General features: G+C 47.1%; 8 protein-coding genes. 3 read left to right on the plus strand and 5 right to left on the minus strand.

Annotation, left to right across the window (positions count from 1 at the left end):
• Window positions 1–25: 25 nt before the first annotated feature.
• Window positions 26–1,756 carry a ShlB/FhaC/HecB family hemolysin secretion/activation protein gene (locus NAF29_RS08015; protein ID WP_251261059.1) on the plus strand — a complete coding sequence of 577 codons (1,731 nt, stop codon included), beginning with the start codon at window positions 26–28 and terminating at the stop codon, window positions 1,754–1,756.
• A gap of 86 nt (window positions 1,757–1,842) precedes the next feature.
• Here the strand turns inward: NAF29_RS08015 and ptsP are convergent, their stop codons facing one another.
• The 5 genes from ptsP to NAF29_RS08040 form a co-directional block, all read right to left on the minus strand.
• Complete coding sequence (gene ptsP / locus NAF29_RS08020; RefSeq protein ID WP_251261060.1) at window positions 1,843–4,431, minus strand: phosphoenolpyruvate--protein phosphotransferase; 2,589 nt, start codon at window positions 4,429–4,431, stop codon at window positions 1,843–1,845.
• Between the two features lie 114 nt (window positions 4,432–4,545).
• Window positions 4,546–5,712 carry a mannitol-1-phosphate 5-dehydrogenase gene (locus tag NAF29_RS08025; protein ID WP_285817677.1) on the minus strand — a complete coding sequence of 389 codons (1,167 nt, stop codon included), beginning with the start codon at window positions 5,710–5,712 and terminating at the stop codon, window positions 4,546–4,548.
• Between the two features lie 75 nt (window positions 5,713–5,787).
• A complete protein-coding gene (locus NAF29_RS08030) occupies window positions 5,788–7,734 on the minus strand; it encodes a PTS mannitol transporter subunit IICBA (RefSeq protein ID WP_251261061.1) in 1,947 nt (648 codons plus the stop codon).
• Window positions 7,735–8,104: 370 nt separating this feature from the next.
• A complete protein-coding gene (locus NAF29_RS08035; RefSeq protein WP_251261062.1) occupies window positions 8,105–8,662 on the minus strand; it encodes an MltR family transcriptional regulator in 558 nt (185 codons plus the stop codon).
• 112 nt (window positions 8,663–8,774) lie between these two features.
• On the minus strand, window positions 8,775–10,217 hold the full coding sequence (locus NAF29_RS08040) for a PTS mannitol transporter subunit IIBC (protein ID WP_285817678.1): 1,443 nt from the start codon (window positions 10,215–10,217) through the stop codon (window positions 8,775–8,777).
• A 273-nt stretch (window positions 10,218–10,490) separates the two neighbouring features.
• Between NAF29_RS08040 and NAF29_RS08045 the strand changes: the two genes are divergently transcribed.
• Together NAF29_RS08045 and NAF29_RS08050 are read left to right on the plus strand one after the other, a co-directional pair.
• Complete coding sequence (locus tag NAF29_RS08045) at window positions 10,491–11,789, plus strand: hypothetical protein (RefSeq protein ID WP_251261063.1); 1,299 nt, start codon at window positions 10,491–10,493, stop codon at window positions 11,787–11,789.
• 51 nt (window positions 11,790–11,840) lie between these two features.
• Window positions 11,841–12,221 carry a hypothetical protein gene (locus NAF29_RS08050; RefSeq protein WP_251261064.1) on the plus strand — a complete coding sequence of 127 codons (381 nt, stop codon included), beginning with the start codon at window positions 11,841–11,843 and terminating at the stop codon, window positions 12,219–12,221.
• Window positions 12,222–12,224: the final 3 nt, after the last annotated feature.

The raw sequence follows: 12,224 nt of genomic DNA on the forward strand, positions 1-12,224 counted from the left end.
ATGCAAAGAATCATGAGGACGTGAAATGTTAAAACTCAAAGGCACACAAACGGTACCACAAAGTAGCGTAATCAAAAGACTGGGTGCCGTGGCGTTGTTGCAATGGGGGGTGTGCAGTGCAGCCATCGCGCAGGAACTTCCTGCATTGCAATTGCCCAATGACCCTGCCGCAACGCAGCAGCGTCAACAACAAAACCGTGAGCGTCTTGAGCAACAGAAAAAACTCAAAGAGCGCGCGGAATTGGTCGATCCGATTGAAGGCGACATCACCATTGATTCACCAACAGTGCCCACCAATGACTCGGTTCGTTTTGAACTAAAAGCCATCAAGTTCACCCCATCGGAATGGCTGACTGAACACCAATTAAGCGAAGTGGCAGCTCAATTTACCGGTAAATCTGTTGGCTTTTCTGATGTCAAAGCCTTGTTGGATGCAGTGAACCAACTGTATCGAGATAAAAATATTTTAACTGCGAGTGCTATCCTGCCGCCGCAAAAAATAGCCGATGGCATTTTAAACATTAAGTTGGTTGAAGGCCGCGTGGGTAAGATTGATGTGCAAGGCAACGCTTCAACTTCTGAAAAATATGTGGCCGACCGAGTTCAGCTCAAACAAGGTGAGTTGGTTGATTTGTCGTCATTAGAGCACGACTTAGTGCGACTCAATCGCACTAGCGATATTCAGGTGCGGGCGCAAATGGCAAAGGGGGATTCATTCGGCGAGACAGACCTTATTCTGCAAGCGTTTGAACCACCTCACCACATTATTGATGTGTACGGTGACAATACCGGTACTGATGAAACGGGCGAGAATCGTTTTGGTATTGGTTACACCAACAACAGCGTGTTTGGCGTTCGAGACCGGCTCAACATGAATTTTACGGGCGCTTCCGGTAGCCAAAGCTTTATGTTTTATTACGATGTTCCGGTCACGCGCAGCGGCGGTAAAATAGGTATTACCTACCTTGATGACGAACTCGATATCGACAATCCATCGCTGGGAGATGTGGATGTCGATTCAGAATCAACGGCCAAAATCATTCGTTTTGTACAGCCGGTGTGGATCAACGATTTGGATCTGGTTAACGTCACATTTGATTTTGAAGATCGAAAATCGAAAACCACGATTGATGGTTTCTTAGTACAACGCTCAGATGTAGACACATGGCCCATTGGCATCAATTGGAACCGTTATACCGAACAAGGAGCGGTATTTGCTGGCTTCAAGGCTATTCGCGGTCGAGAGCAAGAGTTTGATGCTCGTTATTTCACACGTTACACCGCATACGGTAGTTATGTGCATCAGTGGAATGAGAAGTGGTCGGCATCGCTCAATGTGTCAGGCCAGTTTGCCGATGACAACAACTTGCCCGGAGGCCAAGCATTCCAAATTGGTGGTGCCGCCACAGTGCGAGGCTACGAAGAAGGCCTCGTCAGTGGCGATGAAGGTTTCTTGCTGAACTTTGAATTACAGCATTCTATTCCTCAACCACGTTTAGCTGCATCACTAAACACCCCAGTGACGTTTACCGCATTTGCCTTTATGGACCGAGGTGGGGCCTATCGTTATCGCCCTGAAGGCCCGAGTCATCGCAAAGGTGATCAGCTTGGCAGTGTTGGTGTGGGCTTCAACTTGAGTGCATCACGCGTATTTCAGGCGACCTTCACACTTGGCTTCCCTGTGCTGGAAAATGTGCACGACCAAGACAACGGTCGCGCTCATTTCAATATCTCGTACACGCCGCTTATTCTTTAAAACGCCGGTGCAGCGAATAAAAGAGAACGCTCACCGTAATGAGTGAGCGTCGGTTTTTGTTGATACCTATGGTGGATATAGCGTTTTTAACGTCCCGAGCTTAAAGCCCTTACTTGCGATGCGGTTTCCAAATCGAGTGCCTTTTGGGCAAGGCTTTGGCAATCTTTCAATGATAACTCGCGGACGTGTGCTTTGATGGCAGGTAAGCTCGGCACACTCACTGATAATTCATCAACGCCTAAGCCGATGAGTAACGGTACAGCTTGTGTATCAGAGGCAATACCGCCGCATACCCCCACCCACTTACCATATTTATGCGCGCCTTTGCAGGTTAATTCAATCAAGCGTAATACCGATGGGTGAATACCGTCCACTTGAGCTGCTAGTTTTGGATGTCCACGGTCGATAGCAAGCGTGTACTGGGTGAGATCATTAGAGCCAATAGAGAAAAAGTCAGCTTCTTTAGCAAACAAGTCGGCCATCACGGCAGTAGAGGGAACTTCCACCATGATGCCCACCTCAAAGTTAGTCACATTCAGCGCTTTGGCTTCAGCGTGTACAACTCCCTTGGCAGCACGGAGTTCTTCAATGGTTGAGATCATCGGGAACATGATTCTTACCAAACTCTTCGGATTGTGTTGCGCTGCACGCAAAATTGCGCGGACTTGGGTTTTTAAGATAGAAGGGCGATTGATACCAATTCGAATACCTCGCTCACCCAGAAACGGGTTTTCTTCGGTTGGCATTGGCATGTAATCAAGTGGTTTATCGCCGCCTACATCCAGTGTTCTGATGATCACCGGTTGGCCTTGTTGAGACTGAACAATACCGTTGTAGGTCGTGAATTGTTCATCTTCACTTGGCGCAGTGTTGCGGTCTAAGAATAGAAATTCGCTGCGGAGCAATCCAACACCTTCAGCGCCTAACGTCATGGATTTTTTCGAGTCTTCGAGATTGCCTATATTGGCCACAATTTCCATCGTGTGTCCGTCGTTTGTGACGGCATGCTCGTCTTTAGCAGCAAGATCTAATTGAGCTTGTACAGCGGCTTTCGCTTGTTGTGCTTTAATCGACTTAATTTCGTCATCGGTAACATTGATTTTCAGTGTGCCTTTAAAACCATCGAGCACCACATTTGCGCCATTCTCAAGAGCATCCGTTTGCTTTCCAACTGCAGCAATGGCCGGAATGTCCATGCTGCGCGCTAGAATTGCCGAGTGACTTGAAGAGCCGCCTTCGGATGTAGCAAATCCAACAACTTTTCGAGTGTCTAATTTCACCGTCATGGAGGGGGTTAAATCACGTGCCACCAGAATAGTGTTGTCGGGCAAGTCTAACGACTGCTCAGGAATATCGAGAATGGAACGAAGCACACGTTTGCACACATCTTCAAGGTCTGCGACACGTCCAGCCATGATCTCGTTGTCTAGTTGTTTGAGCGTGTTGCATTGTGCATCGATGGCTTGTTGCCAGCTGAAAGCCGCCGATTTACCGGTGTTAATCTGTTGCTCAACGTGAGCTGTTAAATCCGGATCATCCAACAAGGTCATGTGAGCATCGAAAATTTCAGCTTGTTCAGCATTGCCTGCAGACACCACATTGTGTTTGAGACAAGACAATTGATGTTTGGCATCCGATACGGCAGAAACGAACAGTTCGCTTTCTGCCTTGATATCTTCACCATGCTCGTGAAGTTCAAATAAGTCTTCTGCTAATTGGAATACCTGCCCAATTGCTAGCCCCGGTGAAGCCGCTACTCCTTGTAAAACGTTGGGATCGTCGTTCGACTGTGCTAACAACGAGACTTCTTCGGGAAGCTCTTTCGCATGATTTGGAGGCGAATAGGCTGCTAGTTGTTCTGCTGCGCAGTCTTCGCCAAGGCCTTCTACAATCGCTTGCCGGATGTGGTCGATGGCGTGTTGCGCATCATCACCTGAGGCCAATACTTCAATACTGTCATGCAGGCGCGTACCCAATCCTAACAAAGCAACTAGCGAACGCGCGTTGGCTGTTTTGTCGCCAAATTTAATGTCAATTTGGGCGCTGAATTTGTTGGCGGCGGCCACTAAGTTCGCACTTGGTCGTGCATGCAGACCCGCGGGGTTAGGCAAGCTGATGGGGCCCGAACTCATGGCTGAATGTTCGGCGCTATTGGGGGTGTTTACATCCACCGTGGACTCTTCCCCTAAATCGATGGTTAAGCAGCTGTCGCCCACTAAAACGTCACCTAACTCAGGCGTGATGATGTGTGAATCGGCTGCATTGGTCACGACCATCATGGTGTGTGAACTGGCAGCTTTGTGCTCAATGAGTGATGTGTCAAAGGTGATTAAAGTGTCGCCTGTTTGCACGGTGTCGCCCACTTTAACCTGAGGTTCAAAGCCTTCACCTTTGAGTAAAATGGTATCGACCCCGATGTGTAGCAATATCTCAATACCAGATTCTGTGGTTAGGATTGCGGCATGGTTGTAGGAATGAACTAAGGTGATTTCGCCGCTGCACGGAGCAATAAGAGATTGTTTTTGAGGTGATTGCTTTGGATAAATCGCAACCCCTTTGCCGACTAATTGCTGAGCGAAAAGTGGATCGGGAACCGTGTTGAGATCGACCATGGTGCCATTGATAGGCGCGGTTAAAATGATTTGGCGAACTGCAGTCGCAAGGGAGTTTGTCATGATGGTGATTTCCGAATTCTGAACCTCAGACGTCCGTTCTACGAACGCCTGAATCAAGGTTCTCAGAGCAATGTAGCGTCCACTACTCCGAGGTACGATTAGGTCACGTGATTATTAAGCAACGTGTTGTTGCTCATACGCTTTGACGATTGATTTTTCAGGAATACTGCCAGGTTCTAAATTGGTAAAGCGGCATACCGCAGAAGCAATGCCTTGTTCACGAATCACTTCTTGCACTTCTACAGCTTGCTCATCTTCATCATTTTTGTATAAAAATGCCGCTGCAATGGTGCGCAACAAGTTTTCGTTGGCCACCTTGTATTCCAATGTTCCTTCTAAAGGCTTAATCAAGCGATCTTCAGCGCCTAACTTCCGAATCGGTTGGCGGCCAACACGAATGATTTCATCGTGTAGGTGAGGGTTGCGGAAACGACCAATGATCTTGTTGATGTACTGTGCGTGTTGTTCACGGTCGAAACCAAAGCGACGAATCAGTACTTCGCCACTTTCTGCCATCGTGTTACGAACACTTTGTTCGATGTCTGTATCATTGATAGCATCGGCAATAGTGGCGTAGCCTTTGGTCATGCCCAAGTAAGCTGTGGCAGCATGGCCGGTGTTGAGTGTGAATAATTTACGCTGAACAAACGCCAACAAATTGTCGGTAAGTTCCATGCCTGCAATGTCTGGGATGTCACCACAGAATTGAGTTTTGTCCACAATCCACTCGCTGAATGTTTCAACCGTGACGCGCAGTGGGTCGTCTTCAGAATTTTCAGTGGGCGGCACAATGCGGTCTACTGCTGAATCTACAAACCCAACGTGTTCAGCGGCAAATGCTTTGAGCTCATCGGAAAGTTCGTTCATCACCATTGCTTTGAGCTGTGACGTACCACGGACCATGTTTTCACAAGCGATGACGTTCAATGCTTCGACGTTACCTTGCTGCTGACGCAACGCAATGCCTTGGGCAATGGTGGGGGCGAGCAACTTAAGTACTGTAGGGCCAACAGCCGTAGTGATCATGTTGACTTCAGCAATTTTGGCTGGCACGTCATCGTGGATTGAATTCAGTGCGTCTACACCTGTTACCAAACATACTTCTGATTGTTCGCCCACCACGTCAACGTAGTATTGTTGCTTTTGTTTCAATGCATTTACCACAGTTTCATTCACGTCTGCGAAGGTCACTTTCATGCCTGCGTCAGCTAATAATTTGCCAATAAAACCGCGGCCAATGTTGCCTGCGCCAAAGTGAAGAGCTTGCATTAAATTTTTCATAGATGTGACTCCAGAGTTACCGGCTATTTTTTGGCCAGTATTCAATTAATTTTTAAAAGGTTGTTTGTGAGTTACTTAGGCACTCTTGGCCAAGTAGTACGCCGACTCACCAGAGAGCACTTTGTAAATAAGCGTGCTGTTGTCGGTCGTTGCGAGTAGATCCATCAAGCGTTGGTGACCCATGATTTCGGCAAGTGATGAAAGTACTTTCATGTGTTCGTCACCGGTGGCGGCGATACCAATCAAAATGTGGGCTTGTTCACCTTCAGTGCCGTACATCACACCTTGTGGGAATTGGCAGACGACTAAGCCTGTTTTCTTCACGCGGTGTTTTGCGTCAGAAGTGCCGTGTGGAATAGCAACACCATTGGCCATGTAAGTAGAAACTTGTGCTTCGCGCTCAATCATTGCGCTTTGGTAATCGGCATCCACAAATCCAGCTTCGTAAAGTTTCTGGCCGACCAAGCGAATGGCGTTATCGCGGCTCATGGTGGGCTGGTCGATATAAATGTTTTCAACCGTAAGAATGTCGTCGTGCTGTTGAGGGGCAGTTGCCACCTCAACTTGAGTGCTAGCAATAGGAGCTGCATCCGTACCCTCTGCATGTTCGGTTAATCGAGCCACGAGCTGGTCATAGAATGCGTGATCCATGAAGTTACTGAGCGACAAGTGTTGTGCAGTAGGGCATTCACGTAATGCACGTTCTGTGAGGTTCTGGTGGGTAACAACAATATCGATGTCATCCGGCAGATCGTTAATCGCGAGGTTCTTCACCATGATGTTGAGATTCTGTGCTTGCACTTTTTTGCGCAGAATCGCCGCACCCATCGCACTTGAACCCATGCCAGCATCGCATGCCACAATGATTTTTTTGATGTGACTTGTGCTTACTTCAGCAATCGTGATGCCAGCGGCAGGTTGGCTTTCTTTGCCTTTAGACGATTGCTTCATGCCTTTCATTTGAGCTGATGCTTGCGCTAGAGAGTCTTCGTCGCCTTCTTGAGCCGCAGCACTTTTCACAAACACACTTGCCACAACAAATGATACGGCCGTAGAAGTCAGCACCGACAACAGTACGCCCACGATGCTCGCTTTTGGTGTCATCATGAGTAACGCAATGATGCTGCCCGGAGATGCTGGAGATACAAGGCCTGCATTGAACATTGCCATCGTTGCAACACCTGTTGCGCCGCCTGCAATCACAGCTAACAATAAACGTGGATTCATGAGTACATACGGGAAGTAAATTTCATGAATACCGCCAAAGAAGTGAATGATCAAAGCACCTGGCGCAGATTGTTTTGCGTTGCCACTGCCGAACAAGGTGTACGCTAACAAAATGCCCAAACCTGGACCGGGGTTTGACTCAATCAAGAAAAAGATTGATTGGCCCATTTCGCTGGCTTGTTGAATGCCTAAAGGCGAGAAAATACCGTGATTAATGGCGTTGTTTAAGAATAGGATTTTTGCAGGCTCAACCAAAATAGAGGTCAGAGGCAATAAATTGTGCTGAACGAGTACATTCACCCCCGAGGCTAAAACAGTTGAGACACCCGTCGCGAACGGGCCGATTACCATCATGGCTGCAAGTGCGAGTAACATCCCCACAATGCCAGCGGAGAAGTTGTTCACTAACATCTCAAAGCCACTTTTGACCTTGCCTTCAAGTGCAGCATCAACCTTCTTAATTGCCCATCCACCTAATGGACCGGCCATCATTGCACCCATAAACATCGGCATGTCTGAACCGACGATGACGCCCATGGTGGTGGCTGCACCTACCACACCACCGCGGTCACCACCGATTAATTTACCACCGGTATAACCAATTAGGAGTGGTAAAAGATAAGTGATCATCGGACCGACTAAACCTGCCAGAGTTTCATTGGGCAGCCAGCCGCTTGGTATAAATAACGCGGTGATAAATCCCCACGCGATGAAGGCGCCAATATTTGGCATGACCATGTTACTTAAGAAGCGTCCGAATGATTGAACTCGAACCTTTACGTTGTCATTGAGCATTTTAACCTACCTGCAACATTTCATCGGTAAGGACTTTCGATGCAGCTTGCGACTCATCGTGTCCTCGAAAACGGTAGATTTATCTTTCACCACTTAAGAAAAGATTAAAGTGACCAATGTCACGCTAAAATTTTGCTGGCGTCAATTTGGTAGTGATCCACATCACATAAATCAAGGTAAAAGTAAGAATTGAACATAGATCACACTTTAAGTGGCTGTTTTTTAATCTATTAAGTGTGATGTGTGTCACATGTTGTGTTGGGTGGTTTTCATCTAAAATTGGTTTTAATTGAGAGTGATAATTATTTGAGATGTTTTTTTGGGGAGCTTGGGCAAAATGTTGTTAACACAGTATTTACATGGTGAGGGGTTAGGTCGCTATCTTCTGGGCAATAGTCTGAACTGACAGTGCCAGAGCTGCGCGAATACTCGACTCAACTGTGGTTAAATATTGTGCTGATAAGTCGGGGTCCTCAGGCACATTCTGCAAGCGCATTTCAAATTGTTGCAGCAGCATTGAATCAAAATGGTTGAGCGTGCCCAGAGCATTCAATGCAACGGCAGAGGTAAATCCGACTTCTTCTGGGGAGTTAATCAGCTGTTGACGAAGGTGGCCGAGATGTTCAATGTCAGCAAACACGGTGGCATCTATTTTACCCAAGGCAACGAGTAACCGAGCTTTAAGCAAAGAATCATGCAGCGGGCTTTCTTGCGTTAATAGCGGAGCGGTGACATAACGTGTGGCCTCATCTTCTCCTTGAAAAGACTGCTCAAGAGCACTCTGCAGTAGAATGTCGAGTTGATCCATAATCAGTGTCAGGCTACCTCTCAATGTGGGTAAGCGCGTAATGGCTTCCATCAAAGGGATAGACTCTTCTTCATTAATTGGAACGTTAATCGTTTGCATCGATTCGATTGTACTCTTCATTCATACCACTGAAATTATTGTGTGCACAACCCCAGAACACTGGGGCTATTATGCGGCACCTTGGGTGACTTGTCTGCCTGAGGCCATTCAGGCGAGCGCCTTACTCACATGTCTATTCCTTTAGTCGGCTGATTAAGTCATCGTAAAACACATCATCGGTAAAGTTAGACAGCGACAAATGCTCGGCCGATGGTGCTTTGTTTATCGCCCGACGCGTGAGCTCTTGGTGCGTAATGATGATGTCGATATCATCAGTCAAATGGTCAATCGCCATATTTCGAACGTCGATATCCAGCGCAGCAGCCACTACTTTTTTACGGAGCAAGTTCGCACCCATTGCGCTTGAACCCATGCCTGCATCACAAGCCACCACGATTGTTTTAAATGTTTTTTCTGGCAACGGTTGAATAGGAACAACTGGCGCGAATACTTGTTGAGATCCCACAGAGCCCTCAGCTTCAGTATGAACATTGGCTATAGGAGTATTGGCTGTAGGGGTATATTCAGCGCCCAATTCTTCGTTTGCTTTCGCTTCTAATGCTGCTCGTTTCACGAAAAAGCTGGCAATAATAAAAGATACAAGTGTGGAGCTAACAATCGACACTACAACGCCCAACATGCTGCTTTTGGGGCTCATCAGCAATATGGCAAATATGCTGCCTGGTGATGCCGGAGAGACTAATCCTGCATTAAACATGCTCATGGTTGCCACCCCCGTTGCTCCGCCTGCAATCACGGCCAGCAGTAGGCGCGGATTCATTAATACGTAGGGAAAGTACACCTCATGGATACCACCAAAGAACTGAATGATAATGGCGCCGGGCGCGGTTTGTTTGGAAAGGCCGTGGCTGAACAAGCTATACGCCAGTAGAACACCTAAACCGGGTCCAGGATTGGACTCGATCAAAAAGAAAATAGACTGGCCCACTTCACTGGCTTGTTGCATGCTAATGGGCGAAAAAATGCCATGGTTAATGGCATTGTTGAGAAATAGAACTTTGGCAGGCTCCACCAAAATTGAAGTCAGTGGTAATAGGTTGTGCTGCACTAAGGTATCAACACCTGCGGCAAGCGCCTCTGCAAACCAATCGGCCAAGGGCCCAAGTACCACTAATGCAAGTAACGATAGCAACATACCAACAATGCCCGCTGAGAAGTTGTTTACCAACATCTCAAAGCCACTTTTGACCTTGCCTTCAAGCGCGCTGTCCACCGTTTTAATCACCCATCCCGCGAGTGGACCAGCAATCATCGCGCCTAAAAACATCGGATCATCAGAGCCAACAATGCAGCCCATAGTGGTAACTGCGCCTACCACACCACCGCGTTCGGCAGCGATCAACTTACCGCCGGTATAACCAATGAGCAGCGGCAACATGTAGGTGATCATGGGGTCGATCATCACCGCCAACGTTGCATTCGGTAGCCAGCCGCTTGGTATAAATAAAGCGGTGATAAATCCCCATGCGATAAACGCAGCGATATTGGGCATCACCATATTACTTAAGAAGCGTCCGAACGATTGAATTCGGCTTTTGGTATTGCTGTTGAGCATGTCGGGTTCCAATGTAAGCGATAAAGCACCGCGCTGAACGGTTAATAATGCGACAGTTTTCAGTCGAGTACGAATCTATCGTGCTCGCAATGGTCTGAGTTTACATCAGGTTTGTGGTTTCGGCTGATTTTACCGAGCAAGTTTTCCCCCAAGGGCATGATCCGCATTAAATTTTATTGAAAAATAGCGGAGCAACCAGATCGAACCCAGCAAGAATAAGCGTCCACCTTATGCTATACCTCATACAATGGAGAATGATAGGGACGTTCAACGATGACAGACAATCATGAAAGTGATGTGCCTACACTTGAACCTCAGGCTGCGCTGGAATTGTGGAAACAAGGCTCAAAAGTTTGGAATGATTGGGTGGCTGAAAACCCTATTTACAATATCGATTTTTCCGAACTAGATTTTGAGCCCTGTCGTTCAGTGCCGTCCTCCTCGATTTCATTTGATGATTATCGGTTCCCAAAAGGTCAAGTGAACTTCACAAATACTCATTTTGGTGACGGCCCGACCTTATTTAACAATACAAGTTTTGGCGAAGGGGATGTTGATTTCAGTGGGGTGTTCTTCGGCCGATTTGATTTGGTGTTCACAAATGCCAAATTTGGCAAAGGGAAAATCCGTTTTCTAGCGGATTTTGGACAGGAAAGTGACGTCAACTTTCAGGGCACTGACTTTGGTGACGGAGAAACGGATTTTTCCGACTCCGTCTTTCATGCAGGGAAAGTCGACTTCTCTCATTGCTATTTTGGCAAAGGGCAGGTGACCTTCAATAAAGTAAAATACAGCCATGCGAATGTTTTATTCGAGAAGATTTATTGCGCAGCAGATTTTACCATGACGTCTCCTGAAGACTTAAAGGACTTATCATTTCGCGGGGCAACGCTTGAGCGGTCGCTTGACCTAAAAAAGGTCAGCACATTATCTGTCATCGATTTGGTCGGAACCCGAATATCCAATCAATTGTCGTTGTTTCATTACACCTACAACATTCATCGTGAACCCCGTTACCGAAAGGTGTACACCGACCGGCAAAAAATAAGTTACCGATTGAAGCGTCGATACCTATCGCCACTTAAGTCGCGTCGTCCATATGATTCAGAAAAACTCAATCGTTTAAAAGAGCTGGCGGAGGTGAATAAAGATCACGGGCTTGCGTTACGTGCCAATGCTGATGAGCACAGAGTGCGGCGTTGGCGAACCATGAGCACTGCTCATTCAATGCTAGATATGTTGTATTCCGGTTTGTGCGATTATGGTCAGAGTATCCTTCGGCCGTTGTTGTATTGGTGGTTGTCGATTGTGATGTTTGGTGGTGTTTATGCCATGTTGGCCTCTACAACGACTTCTGTTCGGCAGGTGTGGGAATTAATGATGTTTTCAGCCGCCAATAGTTTGCCCTTCTTAGCGCAGGCTCGAACGGCGCGCGGAATCGGCATCGACACTCACTTCGTCCAATCAGATATGCTGGCATGGGTGATCCCCATTGTATTGTTTCAAGGGGTGGTGTCTGTTGTGTTGGTGTTCTTATTGGGGTTAGGGCTTAGAAATCGTTTCAGATTGTAATGCCTGAGTATGCTTGTGATGCCCTTCGTGCGGATATCATTGGGAGTTTGAATGTATTTTATTGCAGCTTTTGGCTTTCTCATGCTGTGTTTGAGTAGCATGATGATAATACGCCCTCAATTGTGGGCAGATGGCATCGTTCAATTTAGCCGTAGACGTTATTTTCATTGGTTTGAGGTCTTAAGTCGGTTGGCAGTAGGCGCAATGCTGGTTGTGTTTCATTCATCCTCGATCTATCCCCAATTGATAAAGGGGATGGGGTATGTACTGATTACAGTGAGTGTAGGGCTGGTTCTGATAGGGGCGAACAAGCATCGTCAGTTTGCAGTGTGGTCGGCGCGTAAATTTCAGAAAACGTTCAGAATTGCAGGTGCAGTCTCATTTATGTTTGGTTTGTTTTTGATGTATATTTCCATCGCAGTGACATTTTAATCG

This window comes from Echinimonas agarilytica, from assembly GCF_023703465.1.
Taxonomy (GTDB): Bacteria; Pseudomonadota; Gammaproteobacteria; order Enterobacterales; family Neiellaceae; genus Echinimonas; species Echinimonas agarilytica.

Coding starts and splice junctions, on each gene's coding strand:
- NAF29_RS08030 (WP_251261061.1), bottom strand. CDS start 7,734: ATGCTCAATGACAACGTAAAGGTTCGAGTTCAATCATTCGGACGCTTC.
- ptsP (WP_251261060.1), bottom strand. CDS start 4,431: ATGACAAACTCCCTTGCGACTGCAGTTCGCCAAATCATTTTAACCGCG.
- NAF29_RS08025 (WP_285817677.1), bottom strand. CDS start 5,712: ATGAAAAATTTAATGCAAGCTCTTCACTTTGGCGCAGGCAACATTGGC.
- NAF29_RS08050 (WP_251261064.1), top strand. CDS start 11,841: ATGTATTTTATTGCAGCTTTTGGCTTTCTCATGCTGTGTTTGAGTAGC.
- NAF29_RS08045 (WP_251261063.1), top strand. CDS start 10,491: ATGACAGACAATCATGAAAGTGATGTGCCTACACTTGAACCTCAGGCT.
- NAF29_RS08015 (WP_251261059.1), top strand. CDS start 26: ATGTTAAAACTCAAAGGCACACAAACGGTACCACAAAGTAGCGTAATC.
- NAF29_RS08040 (WP_285817678.1), bottom strand. CDS start 10,217: ATGCTCAACAGCAATACCAAAAGCCGAATTCAATCGTTCGGACGCTTC.
- NAF29_RS08035 (WP_251261062.1), bottom strand. CDS start 8,662: ATGAAGAGTACAATCGAATCGATGCAAACGATTAACGTTCCAATTAAT.